This window comes from Pseudomonas sp. NY15437, from assembly GCF_048068435.1.
Lineage (GTDB): Bacteria > Pseudomonadota > Gammaproteobacteria > Pseudomonadales > Pseudomonadaceae > Pseudomonas > Pseudomonas nitroreducens_B.
In genome coordinates this window covers 1-19,978 of record NZ_JBLUQC010000012.1, presented here as the reverse complement: position 1 = coordinate 19,978, position 19,978 = coordinate 1, and the positions used below count along the sequence as shown (strand labels likewise).

At 68.3% G+C, this 19,978-nt stretch carries 19 protein-coding genes; 2 read left to right on the top strand and 17 right to left on the bottom strand.

The features are described from left to right. Positions 1 to 34: 34 nt before the first annotated feature. Positions 35 to 1,945, bottom strand: a complete 1,911-nt coding sequence (gene dxs / locus ACNFIA_RS23405) for a 1-deoxy-D-xylulose-5-phosphate synthase (protein WP_416789134.1) — start codon at positions 1,943 to 1,945, stop codon at positions 35 to 37. A gap of 247 nt (positions 1,946 to 2,192) precedes the next feature. On the opposite strand from dxs, the gene ACNFIA_RS23400 reads away from it, so the two are divergent. After that, the gene (locus ACNFIA_RS23400) at positions 2,193 to 3,197 is read left to right on the top strand and encodes an Ldh family oxidoreductase (RefSeq protein ID WP_416789131.1); all 1,005 of its coding nucleotides are present in this window, start codon (positions 2,193 to 2,195) and stop codon (positions 3,195 to 3,197) included. A gap of 181 nt (positions 3,198 to 3,378) precedes the next feature. Here ACNFIA_RS23400 and ACNFIA_RS23395 read toward each other — a convergent pair whose 3' ends face one another. From ACNFIA_RS23395 to ACNFIA_RS23320, 16 genes are all read right to left on the bottom strand, one after another. Further along, positions 3,379 to 4,959, bottom strand: a complete 1,581-nt coding sequence (locus ACNFIA_RS23395; protein ID WP_416789128.1) for an aldehyde dehydrogenase (NADP(+)) — start codon at positions 4,957 to 4,959, stop codon at positions 3,379 to 3,381. Positions 4,960 to 5,343: 384 nt separating this feature from the next. Next, the gene (locus ACNFIA_RS23390) at positions 5,344 to 6,261 is read right to left on the bottom strand and encodes a dihydrodipicolinate synthase family protein (RefSeq protein ID WP_416789126.1); all 918 of its coding nucleotides are present in this window, start codon (positions 6,259 to 6,261) and stop codon (positions 5,344 to 5,346) included. A 95-nt stretch (positions 6,262 to 6,356) separates the two neighbouring features. Then, positions 6,357 to 7,388 carry a trans-3-hydroxy-L-proline dehydratase gene (locus tag ACNFIA_RS23385; RefSeq protein WP_416789123.1) on the bottom strand — a complete coding sequence of 344 codons (1,032 nt, stop codon included), beginning with the start codon at positions 7,386 to 7,388 and terminating at the stop codon, positions 6,357 to 6,359. A 158-nt stretch (positions 7,389 to 7,546) separates the two neighbouring features. Next, positions 7,547 to 8,269: an amino acid ABC transporter ATP-binding protein gene (locus tag ACNFIA_RS23380; RefSeq protein WP_259759166.1), complete on the bottom strand. Its 723-nt coding sequence runs from the start codon at positions 8,267 to 8,269 to the stop codon at positions 7,547 to 7,549. Further along, positions 8,262 to 8,912, bottom strand: a complete 651-nt coding sequence (locus tag ACNFIA_RS23375) for an amino acid ABC transporter permease (protein WP_259759167.1) — start codon at positions 8,910 to 8,912, stop codon at positions 8,262 to 8,264. Before ACNFIA_RS23375 ends, ACNFIA_RS23380 begins: the two co-directional genes overlap by 8 nt. 11 nt (positions 8,913 to 8,923) lie before the next feature. Continuing rightward, the gene (locus ACNFIA_RS23370) at positions 8,924 to 9,589 is read right to left on the bottom strand and encodes an amino acid ABC transporter permease (RefSeq protein ID WP_017521732.1); all 666 of its coding nucleotides are present in this window, start codon (positions 9,587 to 9,589) and stop codon (positions 8,924 to 8,926) included. Continuing rightward, positions 9,589 to 11,364 carry an aconitase X gene (locus tag ACNFIA_RS23365; RefSeq protein ID WP_416789118.1) on the bottom strand — a complete coding sequence of 592 codons (1,776 nt, stop codon included), beginning with the start codon at positions 11,362 to 11,364 and terminating at the stop codon, positions 9,589 to 9,591. The genes ACNFIA_RS23370 and ACNFIA_RS23365 overlap by 1 nt, the downstream gene beginning before the upstream one ends. Positions 11,365 to 11,377: 13 nt before the next feature. Further along, positions 11,378 to 12,184: a transporter substrate-binding domain-containing protein gene (locus tag ACNFIA_RS23360; RefSeq protein ID WP_416789115.1), complete on the bottom strand. Its 807-nt coding sequence runs from the start codon at positions 12,182 to 12,184 to the stop codon at positions 11,378 to 11,380. Positions 12,185 to 12,715: 531 nt separating this feature from the next. After that, positions 12,716 to 13,495, bottom strand: a complete 780-nt coding sequence (locus tag ACNFIA_RS23355) for a helix-turn-helix domain-containing protein (RefSeq protein ID WP_416789112.1) — start codon at positions 13,493 to 13,495, stop codon at positions 12,716 to 12,718. 166 nt (positions 13,496 to 13,661) lie between these two features. Then, entirely contained in the window at positions 13,662 to 14,909 is a 1,248-nt protein-coding gene (locus ACNFIA_RS23350) for an FAD-dependent oxidoreductase (RefSeq protein WP_416789109.1), read from the bottom strand. After that, the gene (locus ACNFIA_RS23345) at positions 14,906 to 15,142 is read right to left on the bottom strand and encodes a 2Fe-2S iron-sulfur cluster-binding protein (RefSeq protein ID WP_416789106.1); all 237 of its coding nucleotides are present in this window, start codon (positions 15,140 to 15,142) and stop codon (positions 14,906 to 14,908) included. Before ACNFIA_RS23345 ends, ACNFIA_RS23350 begins: the two co-directional genes overlap by 4 nt. Next, on the bottom strand, positions 15,135 to 16,247 hold the full coding sequence (locus ACNFIA_RS23340; RefSeq protein WP_416789104.1) for an NAD(P)/FAD-dependent oxidoreductase: 1,113 nt from the start codon (positions 16,245 to 16,247) through the stop codon (positions 15,135 to 15,137). Before ACNFIA_RS23340 ends, ACNFIA_RS23345 begins: the two co-directional genes overlap by 8 nt. Further along, positions 16,244 to 17,188 (bottom strand): 4-hydroxyproline epimerase, encoded by a 945-nt coding sequence (locus tag ACNFIA_RS23335; RefSeq protein ID WP_416789101.1) that lies wholly within the window; start codon positions 17,186 to 17,188, stop codon positions 16,244 to 16,246. Before ACNFIA_RS23335 ends, ACNFIA_RS23340 begins: the two co-directional genes overlap by 4 nt. 112 nt (positions 17,189 to 17,300) lie before the next feature. Beyond that, positions 17,301 to 17,975, bottom strand: coding sequence for a GntR family transcriptional regulator (locus ACNFIA_RS23330; RefSeq protein WP_259759176.1), 675 nt, complete (start codon positions 17,973 to 17,975; stop codon positions 17,301 to 17,303). Positions 17,976 to 18,107: 132 nt separating this feature from the next. After that, the gene (gene ispA, locus ACNFIA_RS23325; RefSeq protein WP_416789097.1) at positions 18,108 to 18,995 is read right to left on the bottom strand and encodes a (2E,6E)-farnesyl diphosphate synthase; all 888 of its coding nucleotides are present in this window, start codon (positions 18,993 to 18,995) and stop codon (positions 18,108 to 18,110) included. Next, complete coding sequence (locus ACNFIA_RS23320) at positions 18,992 to 19,237, bottom strand: exodeoxyribonuclease VII small subunit (protein ID WP_259759178.1); 246 nt, start codon at positions 19,235 to 19,237, stop codon at positions 18,992 to 18,994. Before ACNFIA_RS23320 ends, ispA begins: the two co-directional genes overlap by 4 nt. Positions 19,238 to 19,564: 327 nt before the next feature. Between ACNFIA_RS23320 and ACNFIA_RS23315 the strand changes: the two genes are divergently transcribed. Further along, positions 19,565 to 19,978, top strand: a 414-nt coding sequence (locus ACNFIA_RS23315) for a POTRA domain-containing protein (protein ID WP_416789094.1), incomplete at its 3' end; no start/stop codon positions are given.

Here is a 19,978-nt window from a genome sequence, read left to right as displayed (position 1 = left end):
GCAATACTCCGGGGGAGGGATGCGCCGATCGGTCTCAGCGCTTGCCCAGCGCCTCCAGGCGCGCCTTCACCGCCGCTTCGATGCCGGCGGCGTCCAGCCCGCACTCGGCGAGCATCTGCGCCGGCTTGGCGTGCTCGACGTAGTAGTCCGGCAGGCCCAGGTGCAGGATCGGCTGCTGGAGGTTCTCGCGGGCGAGGAATTCGCTGACGGCGGCGCCGGCGCCACCCATCACCGCGTTCTCCTCGACGGTCACCAGCAGCTCGTGGCTGGCGGCCAGCTGGCGCACCAGGTCCTCGTCCAGCGGCTTGACGAAGCGCATGTCGGCGACCGTCGCGTCGAACTGCTCGGCGACTTTCAGCGCGTCGGCCAGCTGCACGCCGAACACCAGGAAGGCGACCTTGCCGGCCTTGCCTTCGCGGCGCACCACGCCCTTGCCGATCTCGACCGGTTCCAGCGCCGCCTCGATGGTGGCGTTGGGGCCGGTGCCGCGCGGGTAGCGCACCGCCGCCGGGCCTTCGAAGTGATGGCCGGTGGTGAGCAGCTTGCGCAGTTCGTTCTCGTCGCTGGGGGTCATCACCAGCATGCCGGGGATGCAGCGCAGGTAGGAGAGGTCGAAGCTGCCGGCGTGGGTCGGGCCGTCTTCGCCCACCAGGCCGGCGCGGTCGATGGCGAACAGCACGTCGAGGTTCTGCACCGCGACGTCATGGATCAGCTGGTCGTAGCCGCGCTGCAGGAAGGTGGAGTAGATCGCCACCACGGGCTTGGCGCCATCGCAGGCCATGCCGGCCGCCAGGGTCACGGCGTGCTGCTCGGCGATGGCGACATCGAAGTAGCGGTCCGGGAACTTGTCGGCGAAGGCGACCAGGTCGGAGCCTTCCTTCATCGCCGGGGTGATGCCGACCAGGCGCGGGTCTTGCGCGGCCATGTCGCACAGCCACTGGCCGAACACGCTGGAGTACTTAGGCCCGCCGGCCTTCTTCGGCACGGCGTGGGCCGGCGCGCCCTCGGGTTCGAGCTTGGTGATGGCGTGGTAGCCGATGGGGTCGATTTCCGCGGGGGCGAAGCCCTTGCCCTTCTTGGTCACCACGTGGAGGAACTGCGGGCCCTTGAGGTCGCGCATGTTGCGCAGGGTGGCGATCAGGGTCGGCAGGTCGTGGCCGTCGATGGGGCCGATGTAGTTCCAGCCCAGCTCCTCGAAGAGCGTGCCGGGGACCAGCATGCCCTTGGCGTATTCCTCGGTGCGGCGGGCGATCTCCCAGGCGCCGGGCAGGCGCGAGAGCACCTTCTTGCTGCCTTCGCGCATGCTGCTGTAGGTGCGGCTGGAGAGGATCTTGGCCAGGTAGTTGGACAGGCCGCCGACGTTGTTGGAGATCGACATGTCGTTGTCGTTGAGGATCACCAGCATGTCGGCCTTGACCTCCGACGCGTGGTTGAGCGCCTCGAAGGCCATGCCGGCGGTCAGTGCGCCGTCGCCGATCACCGCCACCGACTTGCGGCTGGAGCCCTGCATGCGGGCGGCGATGGCCATCCCCAGGGCGGCGCTGATGGAGGTGCTGGAGTGACCGACGCCAAAGGTGTCGTACTCGCTCTCGGAGCGGCGCGGGAAGGCGGCCAGGCCGTCCTTCTGGCGCAGGCTGGCCATGCGCTCGCGGCGGCCGGTGAGGATCTTGTGCGGGTAGGCCTGGTGGCCCACGTCCCACACCAGACGGTCGTCCGGAGTATCGAAGACGTAGTGCAGGGCGACCGTCAGTTCGATCACGCCCAGGCCTGCACCGAAGTGGCCGCCGGTCTGGCCGACGCTGTACAGCAGGTACTGGCGCAGTTCGTCAGCGAGGGTCAGCAGCTCCGCTTCGCCCAGGCGACGCAGCTCGACCGGCGTGCTGGCGCGGTCGAGCAGGGGCGTGGCAGGGCGCTCGCGGGGAATCTCGTGAAACGTCGTGGGCATCAGGCTGATCGTTATGAGAAGGCAAAGATGCGGAAGTTTACCTGATGCGCTGGAATGGCCCAAGCAACGTAGGGCCAATCCTTCGGACGACCGGATAGTCGGGAAATGGCCCACGGGCTGTGCCGAAATCGTCGTCGGCACTGGCGATTGCGCGCAAGCGGTCGCCGGCGCGAGACGCCATGGTAGACGGCACTACCGACCGGCGGCGGTTTGCCGCAGGCATTCGCAGCAACCTGAGGAGAATGGCGTGGCCCGACTGAGCCTGGATGAACTGCGCGAACTGTCGGTGGCGATCCTGCGCCACCACGGCTTCAGCGAACCCCACGTGCAGGCGGTGACCGACACCGTGCTGGCCGGCGAGCGCGACGGCTGCACGTCCCACGGCGTGTGGCGGCTGCTGGGCTGCATCCACACCGTGTGCGCCGGCAAGGTGGTTCGCGACGCCGTGCCGGAATTGTCCGAGCCGGCCCCGGCCATCGTGCGGGTGGATGCCCGGGGCGGCTTTTCCCAGTGCGCCTTCGACCTGGGCCTGCCGGCACTGGTGGCGAAGGCACGCAGCCAGGGCCTGGCGGCACTGGCGATCAACCATTGCGTGCATTTTTCGGCGCTGTGGGTGGAGATCGAGCGGATCACCGCCCAGGGTCTGGTGGCGCTGGCGGTCACCCCGGCCCAGGCCTACGTGGCGCCGGCCGGCGGCACCCGGCCCTTGTTCGGCACCAACCCCATCGCCTTCGGCTGGCCGCGTGAGGGCAAGGATCCCTATGTGTTCGACTTCGCCACCACCGTGGTGGCGCGCGGGGAAATCCAGCTGCACGAGCGCGAGGGCAAGGCGATTCCGCTGGGCTGGGGCATCGATGCCCAGGGCAACCCGAGCACCGACCCGAGCGCCGTGCTCGACGGCGCCATGCTGACCTTCGGCGGGCACAAGGGCTCGGCGCTGGCGACCATGGTGGAGTTGATCGCCGGCCCCCTGATCGGCGACCTGACCAGTGCCGAGTCGTCGGTGTTCGACGAGGGGACCAAGTCCTCGCCCTACCATGGCGAGTTGCTGCTGGCGCTCGACCCGACGCGCTTTCTGGGGGCGGACGCGGCGCAGCACCTGGCGCGGGCCGAGACGCTGTTCGAATCCATCGTCGACATGGGCGCGCGCCTGCCCTCCCAGCGGCGCTTCGCGGCCCGCCGGCGCAGCCTCGCCGAAGGCGTGGAGATCAGCGATTCGTTGCATGCCGACCTGCGCAGGCTGCTGGAATAGCGAGACGCCCTCGTAGGAGCGAGCTTGCTCGCGAACAGCTTGGCTCCGCTACTTGGGCGGTTCGCGAGCAAGCTCGCTCCTACGAAGAGCAAACGCGGCGCATAAAAAAGCCCCGGCGCAAGGCCGGGGCGGAGCAGCGGCGTGGGGCTGGCCGACAGTGCAGCCCCGCGCCGACGAACCCTCAGCGGGTCAGCGCGTTGCGCGTCGTCTCGCCATCCACCAGACGCGCGATGCCCAAAGGGTTAGCGTCCTTCAGCGCCTCGGGCAGCAGGGCGTCGGGGTAGTTCTGGTAGCACACCGGGCGCAGGAAGCGGTCGATGGCCAGGCTGCCCACCGAGGTGCCGCGCGCATCCGAGGTGGCCGGGTAGGGGCCGCCGTGGACCATGGCATCGCAGACTTCCACGCCGGTCGGGTAGCCGTTGACCAGCAGGCGCCCGGCCTTGCGCTCCAGCACCGGCATCAGCGCGGCGAAGCGTGTCAGGTCGTCGGGCTCGGCGATCAGCGTGGCGGTGAGCTGGCCGTGCAGGCCGTCCAGGGCGCGGCGCAGCTCGGCGTCGTCGGCCACTTCGACGACGATAGTGGTCGGCCCGAAGACTTCTTCCTGCAGCAGCTCCTCGCCCTCCAGCAGCAGGCGGGCATTGGCCTGGAACAGCTGCGGCAGCGCCTGGCTACCTTCCTGCGCCTGGCCGGCGAGGTGGCGTACGGCGGGATGCGCGAGCAGGCGTGCGACGCCTTTTTCGTAGCTCTTCAGGGTGCCGGCGTTGAGCATGGTCTGCGCCGGGCGCTGGCCGATCTCGGCGATCAGGTTGGCGACGAACAGGCTGAACGCCGGCGAAGCAATGCCGATCACCAGGCCGGGGTTGGTGCAGAACTGGCCGCAGCCCAGGACCACGGAGTCCACCAGCTCACGGGCGATCGTCTCGCCGCGGGCGTGCAGGGCGGCGGGCAGTACCAGCACCGGGTTGATGCTGCTCATCTCGGCGAATACCGGGATCGGCTGCGGGCGCGCGGCGGCGATATCGCACAGCGCACGGCCGCCCTTGAGCGAGCCGGTGAAGCCGACCGCCTGGATCGCCGGATGCTTCACCAGCGGCTCGCCCACGCCGGCGCCGTAGATCATGTTGAACACCCCGGCCGGCATGCCGGTGGACTCGGCCGCGCGAATGATCGCCTCGCCGACGAGTTCGGCGGTGGCCATGTGGCCGCTGTGGGCCTTGACCACCACCGGGCAGCCGGCGGCCAGCGCGGCGGCGGTGTCGCCGCCGGCGGTGGAGAAGGCCAGCGGGAAGTTGCTGGCGCCGAACACGGCCACCGGGCCGACGCCGGTGCGGTACTGGCGCAGGTCCGGGCGGGGCAATGGTTGGCGCTCGGGAAGCGCGCGGTCGATGCGCGCACCGAGGAAGTCGCCCCGGCGCAGGACCCTGGCGAACAGGCGCATTTGATTAGCGGTGCGACCGCGCTCGCCCTGGATGCGCGCGGCGGGCAGGGCGGTCTCGCGGCAGACGGTGGCGATGAAGTCGTTACCGAGGCGTTCGAGTTCCCCGGCGATGGCGTCGAGGAACTGCGCGCGGCGCTCCGGCGGCAGCGCGTTGTAGGCCGGGAAGGCGGCTTCGGCGGCGCGCGCGGCGGCGTCCACTTCGGCGTCGGTGGCCTGGAGGAATTCACGGGGCAGGGCGTCGCCGGTGCTGGCGTCGAGGCTCTGCAGGCGGACGGTGCCGGAGCCGACGCGCTGGCCGGCGATGAAGTTCTGGGCGATGGTCATGGGCGGGTTCTCTGGTGCTGGATGTCGGTGCGGCGAAGAGCCCCTCTCCCCAGCCCTCTCCCTGAAGGGAGAGGGAGTGTCCGAGTGGCGCGGGCTGCCGTGCTCTCCTGATGCCTGGGTGGCAGGCTGAGCACGTTGTTTCCCGTTGCGCCGAACCAGTCCTCTCTTTTTGAAGGGAAAAGACGTGTTCGAGTGGCTCGGACGGCTGTGCTCTCCTTCATGGGTGGCATCAGGTGGAGTGCGCGTTGCCTCTTCACGCCGAACCCGTCCCCTCTCCCTTCGGAGCGGGGCGCGTAGCCAGGGTTAGGGAGAGGGAGGCGAGCGTGCAGGCGAATCATGAAGCTTCGCCTCGCACGGACGTTCGCTCCTCTCACGGGCGGCGACTCAGAGCCCCACCTCCGGCAGCTTCGGCCGATTGGCCAGCGCCTTGGCCATGATCGTCTCGACGTGCTCTCTATCAGCCCCCTGCAGCGCCAGGCGCGGCGGGCGGGTGAGGGCGGTGCCGCGGCCGGCGATCTCTTCGCAGAGCTTGATGCACTGCACCAGGTCCGGGCGGGCGTCGAGGTGGAGGATCGGCATCAGCCATTCGTAGATCGGCATGGCTTCGGCGAAGCGGCCGGCCTTGCACAGGCGGAAGATGGTCTCGCCTTCCTGCGGGAAGACGTTGGACATGCCGGAAATCCAGCCTTCGGCGCCCACCGCAATGCTTTCCAAGACCACGTCGTCGAGGCCGGCGAAGAGGATGAAGCGGTCGCCCACTTCGTTGCGCACGTCGATGAAGCGGCGGGTGTCGCCGGAGCTGTCCTTGAAGCAGACGATGTTCTCGCAGTCGGCCAGGGAGATGAGGATGTCCGGGGTGACGTCGTTCTTGTAGATCGGCGGGTTGTTGTAGACCATCACCGGCAGGTCGGTGCTGGTGGCCACGCTGCGGAAGTGCGCGGCGGTCTCGTGGGGCTTGGAGGAGTAGACCAGCGCGGGCATCACCATGATGCCGTCGACGCCGACCTTCTGCACCGCCTTGGCCACCTGGGAGGCGCCGTGGCTGGTGAACTCGGCGATGCCGCAGATCACCGGCACGCGGCCGCCGGAGGCGTCCTTGGCGACTTCGGTGACGGCCATCTTCTCTTCGATGGACAGCGAGGTGTTCTCGCCGACGCTGCCGCACACCACCAGGCCCGAGACGCCGTCGCGCACCAGGTTGGAAATCACCTGGTGGGTGGCTTCCAGGTTGACCGAGAAATCGGCGTTGAACTGCGTGGTCACCGCGGGGAAAACGCCACTCCAATTGACCTTCTTGCTCATGGTTGTCTCCATTGTCGTATTTCGTATACGAAACTTCCGGGGGAAATTTCGTCGTCGGGTGCCGCTACGCGGCGAATCAGGGTTGCAGGGGGAAGTCAGTAACCGTTCGGCCAGGTATCCGAGAGCCGGTAGCCTTCGGGCCACGGATCGCTCGGGTCGAGCAGGTGCTGGTGGGTGCCGGTGATCCAGGCCCGACCGGAGATGCACGGGTGGATCGCCGCCTTGTCGCCGACGTGGGTGAGCCCGTCGATGCGGCAGTGGAACTGGGAGTTGATGATCGAGTGGCCGACGAAGCGTTCGCCGTCCTTCAGCTGGCCCTTGGCGTGCAGTACCGCCATGCGCGCCGAGCAGCCGGTGCCGCAGGGCGAACGGTCGATCTTGCCGGGGCGGATGACCACCGCGTTGCGGCCGTGCAGCACGCCGTCGATGCGCTCCACCGGCGCGGTCAGCTGGCAGAAGGAGATGTGCGCCCAGTCGTGGTTTTCCGGGTGGCGGAAGCCCAGCTGCTGGTTCGCCGCCTGGGTGATCTTCAGGCCCGTGGCGACCAGGTCGGCAGCCTCCGAGGCGTGCAGGGTGAAGCCCAGCGCGTGGGCGTCGGCAAGGACGAAGCTGTCGCCGCCGTAGGCGGTATCCACCTGCAGCGAACCCAGGCCTTCCACCTCGATCCAGGCGTCGAGCTTGTCGGCGAAGGAGGGCAGGTTGCGCACTTCCACGCGCTGCACCTTGCCGTCCTTGCAGTCGGCCACGACTTCGATCAGCCCACCCGGCGCTTCCAGGGTCAGGCGGGTCTGCGGTTCCTGCATCGGCAGGATGCCGCTGTCCAGCAGCACGGTGCTGACGCACAGCGAGTTGGAGCCGGACATGGGCGGCACGTCGGCCGGCTCCATGATGATCCAGGCCATCTGCGCGCGCGGGTCCTTGGGCGGCACCAGCAGGTTCACGTGGCGGAACACGCCGCCGCGCGGTTCGTTGAGGACGAAGTTGCGCAGCACGTTGTCGCTGGCGATGAAGCGCGACTGCGCCCACACGGTGTCGCCCGGCGGTGGGGCGACGCCGCCGACGATGACGTCGCCGACCTCGCCCTCGGCATGGCAGCTGACGACGTGGATGATCTTGCTTGAACGCATTGCTGTCTCCTCGATCTGTGCCGCCTGCCTTCCCTCACCCCAGCCCTCTCCCAGAGGGAGAGGGGGCAGGTCGTGCCGGCTGACGCTGTGGTTTCATCCTGCTCCGATCAGCCCCTCTCCCGCGTGCGGGAGAGGGTTAGGGGAGGGGCTCTTGTCTGTCAGTTCACCGAGCGAAGGAACTCCGCCGTCTCCGCCCGCTGCGGGTTGCCGATCACCTGCTCCGGCGTGCCGATCTCGTGCACCAACCCTTCGCGGAAGAACGCCACGCGGTCGGACACGTCGCGGGCGAAGCGGATCTCGTGGGTCACCAGGACCATGGTCATGCCCTCTTCGGCGAGCAGGCGCATGGTGTCGAGCACCTCGCCCACCAGTTGCGGGTCGAGCGCCGAGGTGGCTTCGTCGAACAGCATGTAGTCCGGCGACATGGCCAGCGCACGGGCGATCGCCATGCGCTGCTGCTGCCCGCCGGAGAGCTTCTGCGGGAACACCTTGAGCTTGTCGCCCAGGCCGACGTGCCTGAGCTGCTTCACCGCCATCGCCTCGGCCTCTTCCTTGGACAGGCCGAGGACCTTGCGCGGGGCGAGCATGACGTTCTCCAGCACGGTGAGGTGCGGGAAGGCGTTCCACTGCTGGAAGACGATGCCGATCTTCTGCCGCAGCTTGTTCAGGTCGGTGGTCCTGGCGTGGACCTCGATGCCGTCGACGCGGATCTTGCCGCGCTGGATCGGCTCCAGGCCGTTGATGCACATCAGCAGGGTGGACTTGCCCGACCCCGAGCCGCCGATGATCGAGACCACTTCGCCTTTCTTCACGGTCAGGCTCACGCCCTTGACCACTTCCAGGTCGCCATAGGCTTTGTGCACGTTGTCGATTTCAATCATTTTCCTGCCACCTTTGTTCCAGCCGGGCGCCGAGGCGTGCCACGACCCAACTCATGAGGTAATAGATGACCCCGGCGATGCACAGCACCAGCAGGGGTTCCTGGATGCGCGTCACGATGGTCTGCGAGGCGCGGAGCAGTTCGACGATGCCGATCCACATGACCAGCGCGGTGTCCTTCATCACCCCCAGCACCAGGTTCAGCCAGCCGGGGAAGGCCACCCGCGCCGCCAGCGGCAGCACGATGTAACGCAGGTCCTGCCAGTAGGTCAGGCCCAGCGAGCGGCTGGCGCGGCGGATGTTCGGGCCGACGGCGAGGATGCCGCTGCGGATGATCTCGGTGCAGAACGCCGCCGCGTACACGCCCAGCACCAGGCAGCCGACGGTGAAGGCGCTCCAGTTCAGGCCGACGATGCTTTTCAGCGAGTTGAACAGCACGAACTGGATCAGCAGCGGCACGCTTCTGAAGATGTCGAGGAACCAGCCGACCGGCATGGTCGCCCGGGGCAGGGCGGCGCGCAGCCAGCCCAGCACGATGCCGGCGAGGGTGCCGATGAGCATGGCGCCGAGGGTCAGCTTGACGGTGACCCAGGCCCCTTGCAGCAGGAACAGCAGGTCGTTTGCGGTGAAGCTCGTGGTAAACATGCGCGCTTCTCCTAGTAGCGGAACAGCCGCCAGCTCAACAGGCGGGCGACCGCCACGATGACCTTGGCGATGAGGTAATAGAGCACCGCGGCCAGGGCGAAGTACTCGAAGGTGCGGAAGGTGCGCACGTTGAAGTCTTGGGTCACGCCGGTGAGGTCGTTGTTCAGGCCTACCACCACGCCCAGCGAAGTCATCAGCACCGCCCAGACCATCTGGTTCGTCAACGGGTAATAGACGATGCGCAAGAGCTGCGGAACGATGATCATCCGGTACGCCTGGAATGCGCTCATGCCCAGCGAGCGCGCGGCGCGCATCTGGGTGTCCGGCACGGCCTTGAGTCCGCCACGGAAGTTCTCCGCGAGGTAGCCGGCGTTGTTGAAGGTGATCCCCGCCAGCAGCGCCACCCAGGAGCTGACGTGCAGGCCGAAGGAGCCCAGGCCGAAGTAGAGGATGTATATCTGGAACAGCGACGGGGTGTTGCGTGCGATGGATACCCAGGTGTCGGCGAAGCCCTTGAGCAGCGGGTTCTTCATCTGCCGCATGACGGTCAGCAGCAGCGCGATGAGCACGCCGAGGATCATCGACAGCGCAGCCGTCTCCAGGGTCACCCAGGCGCCGCCGAGCATGTCCGGCAGGGCCTTGAACGCGGAACGCCAGTGGAAGCTGTAGTTGAACATCAGCGTACCCCCTCGCTCAGCCAGCGCGGCACGCCACCGTCGCCTCGGCCGCTGCAGGCCGCCTCGACGCACGCGGCAAGGCTGCCGAAATGCACCTGGCGCCCGGCCAGGCCCGGGCCGTAGTGGGCGTACTTCGCCGAGTTGGTCATCAGCGTGGTGCAGTGGGGCGGAATCACCGGTTCGCCGATCATGCACCAGCAGGTGTCGTTGAGCAGTTGCGCGCCAAAGTCTTCCAGCACCTTCACGTCACCGGCGGCGCGGGCCTTCTCCTGCACGGCGCGGCCCAGCGCGATGACCAGCGCAACATCCGGATGCTTGCGGCGCCCGGCGACCAGTTTCGCCAGGTCCGCGCATTCGCTGGCGGAGAAGTGCGGGTTGCCCAGCGAGACCAGCTGCACGGTCGGTTCGCTGGCGTGGTCCAGCTCGCGCCAGGAGGCGATGAGGTCCGCCGGGGTGACGCGCAGGTGTTGCAGCGGCAACTGGCGGCCCAGGGCAGTGGCTGCGTCCGGCGCTTCCGGGGTGACGCCGGCGATGTGGAACATCGGCGCGGCGGACGTGGTGGCAAAGGCCGCGCCGAAGGCTTTCAGCGCGTCGCTGTCCGGCGCCAGCGGCTGCAGGCCATCGACCACCGGGATGCGCGAGCCGCACAGTGCGCCGATGTGGTAGCCGAGCAGCGGGAAAAGCGAATCGTCGTGTTCGGCCGGCAACTCGACATCGATGCGCAGCGTGGCCAGCCGGCCTTCGTCGCGGTGGCTGCCGACGTTCGGGGCGCGGCCGGTGAGGGCGATGCAGATGTCGAGGTAATCCGGGTATTTCAGCGTGCGCGCGCCGAGCACGCTGTTGGCGTACACCACGGCGTTGGACTCGGCCCACACCACCTGTTCGCCCAGGCGCGGCTTGCTGTGCAGCAGGTAGGGCGCGCAGGTGTAGCTCAGCTGCGCGCCCATCGCCATGTAGGCATCGCCCAGCGCGGCGGCGGGTTCGCCGAACGCCGTGTCGACGCCCAGCTCGCGCCAGCGGCGGTGGTCCACGGAGATGGAGTTGAGGGTCGTCGGCACCTTCACCTGGCCGCCCCAGTCCGCCAGCTGGCGGGCGAAGCGCAGGCTCGCGGGGCCGGTGTAGATGCAGCCGTCGATGTGCGCCTGAGCGACATCGAGCAGGTCTTTCGCGCCTTGCAGCGCGGCCATGCGCAGGACGATCTGCATCGCCGCCTGGGCGGCCTTGCCGTGCTTGCCATCGAGCAGCGCGTGGTCGCCGGCAGTCAGTGCCAGGCCTTCCGGCAACGGGCCGGCATCGGCGGCCATCACGCCCTGCCAGCCATCGGCAGGGCGCTCGGCGCTGAGTGTGACCTGACCGTCTTCGATGCGGGCCCAGCCGCCCGCGGCCACCTGCTCGAAGCCCTCGCGTCCCAGGCACAGCACCGGGATGGCGCGGCCGAACAGCACCTGCGCCACCAGCACGCCGAGGGTGAGGATTTCGTCCGGCTCGGCCAGCAGCAGGGCTGCCGGCGCGTGGCCGTTGAGCAGCAGTTCCAGCATCACGCTGCTGCCGGTACAGGAGCCGCGGCCGCTGGGAATCGCCAGCACCCGGCCGGGCAGGAAGCTGCCCGACAACGGGTGGTGACGGTCGATGATTTCGCCGCTGGAGGGCTCGACGCCTCCCCAGAAGCTCAGCCCGGTGGCGGCGGGCAGCAGCGCCCCTTCGGCGCTGCCCCCTATCAGGACCCGCCCTGTGAGGCGTGAGTCCCGCACCCGTGAAGCCTGCATCGAAGACATGTCGCCCCCGCCGTCAGTAGTACACGTGGGGAACAGTGAGATCGACCGGGGTGCCGCCGACCCACTTCTCGTACAGCTCGGCATAGCGACCGGTACGGACCTGCTGGTTGACGAAGAGGTTGAGGTAGTGGATCAGGCCGTACTCGTTGCGCGCGGCCGCCAGCGAGACGTAGTCGATCACGTAGGGCGCGTTGCCCACGACCTTCAGGCCCTTGTACTTGCCGGACTTGAGGGTGGAGGCGGCGACGGTGTTGGTCACCACGGTGGCATCGATGTGGCCCTGGGCGACGGCGAGGATGGTGTCGTTCTGGCTCTGGTAGGCGCGGAAGCTGCCCTTGCCGGCCCACTTCTTCACGTCCTTTTCCAGGGCGATGGCTTCATAGGTGCCGCTGGTGTTGCCCACCGGGCGGTCCTTGAGGTCGTCGTATTTCGTGATGCCGGTGTCCTCGCGGGTCAGCACCACCATCTGGAAGGCGAAGTAGGGGATGGTCATGGCGACCGTCTTGGCGCGCTCCAGGGTGTCGGAGGTGGAAGCGACGATCACGTCGGCGCGGCCGGAAACCAGCGCGGGGATACGATCCGGGAACGGGGTCTCGACGACTTCGGCGGTCACGCCCAGCACTTTCGCCAGGTCGTTGCAGTAGTCCACGTCGAAGCCCACCGGGTTGTTCTGCGCATCGCGCGAACCCATGGGCGGGAAGTCCAGCGTCACGGCGCAGCGCAGCTTGCCGGATTCGATGATGTCGTCGAGCTTGTCGGCCTGGGCCTGGCTGGCGAGGAACACAGCGGTGAGGGCTAGAGCAATTCGGGTGAATTTCATGGGGGCCTCTCTGAGTCAGTGTTGTGCAGCAGTTTTTTGTATTATGGATTTCGTATACGATATTTCTTAGAGCAAGGCATGTGCCAGAACGCCTCGGTGCGTGACCTATGGGTCGCAGGGGCCCGGTGTTGCGGGGATTGGTTATCCGAAGCCTTCCGGAACAGTCGTAGGCGTGTTCCGGATGCTGTTACCGAATGAAGCACCAGCGTGTTTCGCTGCCCCTTATGGGAGCACTTGGCGGGTGTTTGCTGATTGGGGTTGAAGAGCGTTCGCGAGCAAGCTCGCTCCTACAGGGAGCCGGCTTTCGTAGGGCCGAGGGAGCGCCTAGCCCTGGCTGTCCGCCGTTCCTGTAGGAGCGGGCCATGCCCGCGATCGCGCGCATGCGCGCTTCTATACGGTGAGTTGGGCTGGAGCAGGACCGTCATGCCCCGTAGGAGCGGATTCATCCGCGATGCTCTTTGGCGGCCCATACCGATCGCGGACGCAGTCCGCTCCTACGCCAGGTTCGCCATGCGCCCTACGGATGGCTCGTCAGCCGGAGGCCGCTTGCGATTCGCGGTACTGCGTCGGCGACAGCCCGGTGAGCGCGCGGAACTGCCGGCTGAAGGCGCTGTGGTCGGTGTAGCCGCAGCGCAGGGCGATCTCGGTGATCGGCAGGTCTTCGGCCAGCAGCCGGGTGGCCGCGCCGAGGCGCGCCTTGTGAATCATCTGCCGCGGAGTGAGCTGGAAGATGCGCTTGCAGTGGCGCTCCAGCTGGGCGACCGACAGCCCGGCCAGCTCGGTCAGCTCGCCGAGGTTGATCGGCTTGTCGTAGTGCTCGCGGATGTAGGCGTCCACCGCCGCCAGGCGCTGGTACGCCGGGTGCGTGGACTGCGCCGCCTGCAGGTCGCTGGAAATGCCCGCCATGCCGATCACCGCGCCGTTCGCATCGCGCAGCGCCAGCTTGTGGGTCAGGCACCAGCCGGGCAGGCGGCCTGGGTAGAGATGCAGCTCCAGCTGGTCGCTGAGTTGGCCGCCGGTTTCCAGCACGCGGCGATCCTGCTCGGTGTAGATCGGCCCGAAGCGCGAGGGGAAGACCTCTTCGGCGGTGCGCCCGAGCAGCTCGCTGGCATCCTTCACGCCGCAGCGCCGCGCCAGGGTCTGGTTGACCAGCACGTAGCGCGCCGCGGTGTCCTTGATGAAGAACACCACGCCGGGCATGGCGTCGAGCAGCGGGGCGATCTGCCGGAACGTCTGCAGCAGGCTGTCCAGGTCGCGGGCGCCCTGGGGGATCAGGTCGTGCATCGGGAAGGAGGTCGGCTGTCGGAACATGGAGAATACGGGGCGAAGGGCTTTCGTGGTAGGGCGAATGACGCCTCGGGTGTTATCCGTCATCGTCAATACGCGCCGGCAAATACGGCGGATAAAGCGTGCCGCTTTGGGGGATGTGTGAGGCAGACGTAGGGCGCATAACGCCTCAAGCGTTATCCGCCATCCGTCAGTCGTCGGCCAGCTGCAACAGGGTTTCCACCCGTGCCGGGCTGAACGGTGGGCGCGGTGCCGGCGGTTGCCAGCCGAACAGCTGCCTTGCCGCCGCGCCGCACACGCGGCCCTGGCAGGCGCCCATGCCGCAGCGGCTGGCGAGCTTGGCGGCGGTCCAGTCCGGTTTGCCGGCGAGCGCGGAATAGGGCACGTCTTCGCAGCGGCAGACGAGGGTGTCCGGCTGGGCCAGTTGGTTCAGGCGCGGGTCGAGGGCGAAGTCGCGCCGCAAGGCGTCGGCGAAACCCTGCCAACGCTGGCGCTGCGGCCACAGCGCGCGGGCGCGGTCATGCTCGCCCACTGCCGCGTGGCCGGCGATGCGGCCTTCCACCTGGGCCTTTTCCGACCCGCCGAAACCCGTGCATTCGCCCGCCGCGTAGACACCCGCGCGGCTGGTCGCCTGCCAGGCATCGACACGGATCGCACCGTCGTCCACGGTGCAGCCCAGCGCCTGGCCGAGCTGTACGTTGGAGACCAGGCCGAAGCCGCAAGCCAGCCGGTCGCAGGCGATTTCCGTGAGCCTGCCGCCCTGGCGGATGCGCACGCCTTCCAGGTGCCCGCTGCCCAGGGCGGCGACTACATGGCTGTCGGCGCGGTAGGCCGGGTCGTACAGGCCGAAGGACTGCAGCAGCTTGTTCGGCCAGCGCGGCAGTTTCAGGGCAAAACGCGCGAGGGCCGGCCAGGAAGTTTGTTCGGCAATACGCACGATCTTCGCGCCATGGGCGCGGGCGGTGGCGGCGCTGGCGAGCAGCAGCGGGCCGCTGCCGGCGATCACCACGCGTTGCCCATCGACCGGCATGCCGCCTTTGATCAGCGCCTGCAATCCGCCCGCGCCGGTGACGCCGGGCAGCGTCCAGCCGGGGAAGGGCAGCAGCAATTCGCGGGCGCCGGTGCAGAGGATCAGCGTGCGGTAATCCAGCCGCCAGCCGCGGTCGACATCTTCCAGCAACAGGCCGCGCTCGCCGGCCAGGGCGACCACGCGCGTGCCGTTGTGAGTCTGGATGTTGGTGCAGGCGGCTACTCGCTCGCGCAGCTCGAGAGCAGCACGTGGCAGGTGCGCGTTGGGGCCGTCGCGCCAGATCTGCCCGCCCGGCCGCGGATTGTCGTCGAGGATGACGATACTGGCGCCGCTCGGCGCGGCGGCGAGGGCGGCGGACAGCCCGGCCGGGCCGGCGCCGATGATGACGATATCGGCCGCGGCGTTCATGGGCGGGTCTCCACCTGCATGCCGTCGTGGCACAGGGTCTGGCAGGCCAGGCGGCGCTGGCCATCGATGGTCACCCGGCACTCCTGGCAGATGCCCATGCCGCACAGCGGCGCGCGGCGCTGGCCGCTGACCGAGGTGCGCGTGGTGCCGTCGCCGCCCAGGGCGAGCGCGGCGGCGACCGTGGTGCCGGCGGCGACGCGCAGCGGGCGGCCGTCGAGGATCAGCTCAGGCATGGGCATGGGCTCCAAGGAAGCGGTGCGGGGAATAGGCTTCGGCCGGCAGCGGCAGCGGCTCATCGCACAGCTGCGCGGCGAGCAGGTCGGCGGTGCCGGGGGCGGTGGTCACGCCCAGCCCTTCGTGGCCGACCGCGAGCCACAGGCCGGGGCGCTGCGGATGTTCGCCAACCAGTGGCAGGCCGTCGGGGCTGGCGGCGCGAAAGCCCGCCCAGCTGCGGATCACGTTGAGGTTGGCCAGGCCCGGCATGTAATCCACGGCGCGGCGCAGCATCTTCGCCAGCATCCAGCCTTCCACCTGCGGGTCGGTGGTGCCGAACTGCCGCGAGGCGCCGATGAACAGTTGGCCGGTGGGGCGCGGCTGGATGTTGCAGGCCACCGATGGGCCGCTGGCGTTGTGCGCGCTGGTCACGTAGCCCAGCTCGACCAGGGTGCGTTGCACCTTGCCGGGGTAGCGGTCGGTGATCAGCAGGTGGCCCTTCTTCGGCGCGATGGGCAGGCCGGGGCACAGCTCGCCGGCCTGGATGCCGTTGGCCAGCACCACGGCGCTGGCGCTCAGCCATTGGCCGTTGTCAAGGCGCACGCGGGGCTCGTCGATTTCCACGACTTTCGCCTGACGCTGGCGGATCGGCTTGGGCGCCGATTCCAGCAGCCAGGCGGCGGCCCGCGGCGCGTAGAGAATGCCGTCGCCGGTGATTTCCAGCCCGCCGTGCAGGTCCTTGCGCAGCTCGGGTTCTTCACGCAGCAGCTCGGCGCTGTTCAGCAGCTTCGCGCCTACGCCGTGCTCGCGCAAGACGGCGAACTTGCGCTCGGCCTCGGCCATCTCCTCGTCGTTGGCGGCCAGCCACAGCGTACCGTTGCTGCGGTAGGCGCACTCGGCGGGCATGTCGTGGCCCCACTCGCGCCAGCGCTGCAGCGAATAGTCACTCAGCGCCAGCTCGGCAGCGTTGTCGTCGAGCACCAGCAGGTGGCCCATGCCGACCGCGGTGGCGCCGGGCAGGCGCGCGTCCAGCACCAGCACGTCCAGGCCGCGGCGGGCGAGGGCGTGGGCGCAGGCGGCGCCGACGATGCCGGCGCCGATGACGATGATGTCGGCATCGCTCACGGGCGGATGCCCCAGGCGAAGGGATCGTCCTCTTCCAGCAGCAGGGTGGCCTCGGCGCTGATATTGGCGCGTCCGCGGATGGTCGGGACGATACGCCCCGCGGACGGCTCGCCGGCCCACTCGAAGCGGCCTTCGAACTGGCTGCCGATCACGCTGGCCTGGCGCCAGACCTCGCCGGCGGCGAGCTTGCCGTCGGCGGCCAGGCACGCCAGCTTGGCGCTGGTGCCGGTGCCGCAGGGCGAGCGGTCGTAGGCCTTGCCGGGGCACAGCACGTAGTTGCGGCTGTCCGCCTCGGGATCGTCGGCGAACAGTTCGATGTGGTCGATCAGCCCGCCGTCCTCGCCACGGATGCCCTGGTCTTCCAGCGCCTTCTGCACGGCGACGGTGTAAGCAGTCAGCGCGTCGAGGTTATCGCCGGCCACGCGCAGGCCGTGATCGGCAATCAGGAAGAACCAGTTGCCGCCCCAGGCGATGTCGCCGTGCACCCGCCCATGGCCGGGCACGTGCACCGGCACCTGCTTGCGGTAGCGGTAGGAAGAAACGTTGCGCACGCTCACCGAGCGGTCGTCGTGCAGGGTCGCTTCGACGGTGCCTACCGGCGTCTCGATCCTGTGCGTGCCGGGGCCGATGCGCCCCAGGTGTGCCAGCGAGACCACCAGGCCGATGGTGCCGTGGCCGCACATGCCCAGGTAGCCGGTGTTGTTGAAGAAGATCACCCCGGCACAGGCGCTCGGGTCCACCGGCTCGCAGAGCAGCGCGCCGACCAGCACGTCGCTGCCGCGCGGCTCCAGCACGGTCGCCGCGCGCCAGTCGTCGTGCTGCTCCGCCAGCCGCGCGCGGCGCTCGGCCATGCTGCCCTTGCCCAGATCGGGAAAGCCGTCGAGCACCAGGCGCGTGGGTTCGCCGCCGGTGTGGGAATCGAGAACCTGGATGCGTTTCATGCTGCCCCCTGGGGTGTCTTGTTGTAGACCCTAGGGTGGCGCGGGACAGGGATTGCAGCTTGAGGGTTTTCCGCCGGGCCGATGATGAAATCGGCACAGCGCGGCACGTCGCTTAACTGGGCGTGAGGCGATTCGGCAGGTGCTCGTAGAGCGTGCGGCAGACGCCGTTGATGTGCTCTTCCAGCAGGCGCGCGGCGCGCTCGGCATCACCGGCGCGGCAGGCGTCGAGGATGTCGTGGTGCTCGTGGTCGGCGCGCTCCTTGCCGTCGGACATGCTCATCTGCAGGCGCAGGTAACGCTCCACCTTGTCGTGGATCGAGCGGATCAGCCCGACCAGGTACGGCCGCTGCGCCGGCTCGTAGAGGCAGGCGTGCAATTGCCAGTTCAGCTCGGCCCAGCGGCCAATGTCATCCTCGCCGACGAACTCGGCACAGATGCGCTCGGCCCGGGCGAAGGTTTCCGCGTTCATGTTGGGGATCGCCAAACGCAGCGCCTGGACCTCCAGGACCACGCGCACCTCGAACATCTGCGCCAGTTCTGGCTCGGAAATCTTCGTGACCAGTGCGCCCTTGTTGCGCTGGAACTCCACCAGCCCCTCGGCCTCCAGACGCTTGAGCGCCTCGCGCACGGGGATCTTGCTGACGTTGAAGATCTGCGCGATGTCGTCCTGGCGGATCGGCTCGTTTTCCGCCATCTGCCCGGAAATGATCGCCTCGCGCAGGTGCTTGGCGATGGTCTCGGAGGCGGAAGGGACGATACCCAGGTTGGGGGCGTTGCGTAGCGGCACGATGCAGTCCGATCAGGGAAGGGTTGTCGAATATGGTATACGAAATCCCTGCGATGCAGTGAAGCACTGCCAAGGCGTCATCGCAAAAGGAGCAACCGCAGGCGTTGCACACGCAATGCGCGTGCCGGGAAATCAGTTGCGGCGTTCGACGATGTAACGGGCCAGGGCGCGCAGCGGTTCGGCGCTGTCGCCAAACGGTTCCAGCGCCGCCAGCGCCTGGTCGCGCAGGGTCAGGGCATAGGCCTTGGCGGCGTCGAGGCCGAGCAGGGCGGGGTAGGTCGGCTTGTCGTGGGCCTGGTCCTTGCCCTGGGTCTTGCCCAGGGTGGCGGTATCGCTTTCCACGTCGAGGATGTCGTCTTGCACCTGGAACGCCAGGCCGATGGCCTGGGCATAGCGGCGCAGGGCCTCCAGGGAGGCGGCGTCGGCGCGGCCGCTGGCCAGTGCGCCGAGCTGCACGCTGGCTTCGATCAACGCGCCGGTCTTGTGCCGGTGCATGGTTTCCAGCGCCGCCTGGTCGATCGTGCGGCCCACCGATTCGAGGTCGATGGCCTGGCCGCCGACCATGCCGGCCGAGCCGGAGGCGCGGGTCAGGGCGAGCAGCATGTCCAGGCGGGTCTGGGCATCCTGCGGGTTGAGCTGGGCGTTACCGATCACCTCGAAGGCCAGCGCCTGCAGGCCGTCGCCGGCGAGGATGGCGCAGGCTTCGTCGAACGCGATGTGGGTGGTCGGCTGGCCGCGGCGCAGGGCGTCGTCGTCCATCGCCGGCAGGTCGTCGTGGACCAGGGAATAGGCGTGGATCAGCTCCACCGCGCAGGCCGCGCCGTCGGCGCGCTCGGCCTCACCGCCGAGGGCTTCGCAGGCTGCATAGGCCAGCAGTGGGCGCACGCGCTTGCCGCCGTTGACCACGCTGTAGCGCATGGCGGCGTAGATGCGGGTGAGTTCTTCACGGGGGGCGACGAAGAGTTTTTCCAGCGCAGCATCGACACGCGCCTGGCAGCGCGCCTGGTAGGCCGAGATCATGCCTCTTCGCCTTCCGGATCGAAGGGCGCTTCGCTCAGTTCGCCGTCGCGCTCCAGCAGGATCTGCACCTTCTGCTCCGCCTGGGTCAGCGCCGCCTGGCAGTCGCGGGTCAGGCGGATGCCCTGCTCGAAGGCCCCCAGCGAGTCCTCCAGCGACAGCTCGCCGCTTTCCAGGCGCTCCACCAGCGTTTGCAGCTCGGCGAGGGACTGTTCGAAGTCGAGGGAAGCTTTCTTGCGGGCCATGTGGACATCTCGGCGGGGGTATTCGGAAACCCCGCGACACTAGCAGAGACGGGGGGTGTGGGCAAATAAACGGGAGAGTCGAGGCAGTAGATTTCGGCCCCAGTGGCGCGCCATGCCAGTGTTTCCAGCAATACATCGCCCTGTTCCCCTGGCTAGGATCGATCCTATCAGTAGGCCATGCAGTGGCCCTTGTTGCCGCATTTTCTCGTAATTATTGGGAATTATCCGCCGGTAGTTGGCGCTGCATTCCTGCAAGCCATTGCTACCCCCCGTGCTCAAATTTCGCCCCCAAAAACCAGGCCGCAGGCCAATCCGGGAGACGAAAGGATGCACCATCTCCGCTATTACTGGCTGCCTGCCTGTCTGGCCCTGCTGGCAAACGATGCGCTGGCTGCGCCCTTGGCCACGCCGGGTGACAACGACCTTCAGCGCCAGCGCCAGGAACAATTGCTGCGCGAACAGCGCCAGCGCCTAGAGGAGCTCCAGCAACTACGCGGCAAGGCACCCTCTGAAGCGACCCCGCAGACAGCACCGGATAGCCGTTGTTTCACCATTCACTCCATCGTCATTGGTGGTGCCGATAACCTGCCTGCCAACGCGCGCCGGGAGATCGTCGCGTCCTACATAGGCCAGTGCCTGGGCGTGAACCAGCTCAACGAGCTGCTCAAGCGCATCACCGACAACTACCTGAGCCGCGGCTTCGTCACCACGCGCGCCTACCTGCCGCAGCAGGACCTCTCC

Excerpts from the sequence above, each read along its gene's own strand:
- dxs (WP_416789134.1), bottom strand. The coding sequence starts at position 1,945 with ATGCCCACGACGTTTCACGAGATTCCCCGCGAGCGCCCTGCCACGCCC.
- ACNFIA_RS23395 (WP_416789128.1), bottom strand. The coding sequence starts at position 4,959 with ATGACCATCGCCCAGAACTTCATCGCCGGCCAGCGCGTCGGCTCCGGC.
- ACNFIA_RS23390 (WP_416789126.1), bottom strand. The coding sequence starts at position 6,261 with ATGAGCAAGAAGGTCAATTGGAGTGGCGTTTTCCCCGCGGTGACCACG.
- ACNFIA_RS23385 (WP_416789123.1), bottom strand. The coding sequence starts at position 7,388 with ATGCGTTCAAGCAAGATCATCCACGTCGTCAGCTGCCATGCCGAGGGC.
- ACNFIA_RS23380 (WP_259759166.1), bottom strand. The coding sequence starts at position 8,269 with ATGATTGAAATCGACAACGTGCACAAAGCCTATGGCGACCTGGAAGTG.
- ACNFIA_RS23375 (WP_259759167.1), bottom strand. The coding sequence starts at position 8,912 with ATGTTTACCACGAGCTTCACCGCAAACGACCTGCTGTTCCTGCTGCAA.
- ACNFIA_RS23370 (WP_017521732.1), bottom strand. The coding sequence starts at position 9,589 with ATGTTCAACTACAGCTTCCACTGGCGTTCCGCGTTCAAGGCCCTGCCG.
- ACNFIA_RS23365 (WP_416789118.1), bottom strand. The coding sequence starts at position 11,364 with ATGTCTTCGATGCAGGCTTCACGGGTGCGGGACTCACGCCTCACAGGG.
- ACNFIA_RS23360 (WP_416789115.1), bottom strand. The coding sequence starts at position 12,184 with ATGAAATTCACCCGAATTGCTCTAGCCCTCACCGCTGTGTTCCTCGCC.
- ACNFIA_RS23355 (WP_416789112.1), bottom strand. The coding sequence starts at position 13,495 with ATGTTCCGACAGCCGACCTCCTTCCCGATGCACGACCTGATCCCCCAG.
- ACNFIA_RS23350 (WP_416789109.1), bottom strand. The coding sequence starts at position 14,909 with ATGAACGCCGCGGCCGATATCGTCATCATCGGCGCCGGCCCGGCCGGG.
- ACNFIA_RS23345 (WP_416789106.1), bottom strand. The coding sequence starts at position 15,142 with ATGCCTGAGCTGATCCTCGACGGCCGCCCGCTGCGCGTCGCCGCCGGC.
- ACNFIA_RS23335 (WP_416789101.1), bottom strand. The coding sequence starts at position 17,188 with ATGAAACGCATCCAGGTTCTCGATTCCCACACCGGCGGCGAACCCACG.
- ispA (WP_416789097.1), bottom strand. The coding sequence starts at position 18,995 with ATGATCTCGGCCTACCAGGCGCGCTGCCAGGCGCGTGTCGATGCTGCG.
- ACNFIA_RS23320 (WP_259759178.1), bottom strand. The coding sequence starts at position 19,237 with ATGGCCCGCAAGAAAGCTTCCCTCGACTTCGAACAGTCCCTCGCCGAG.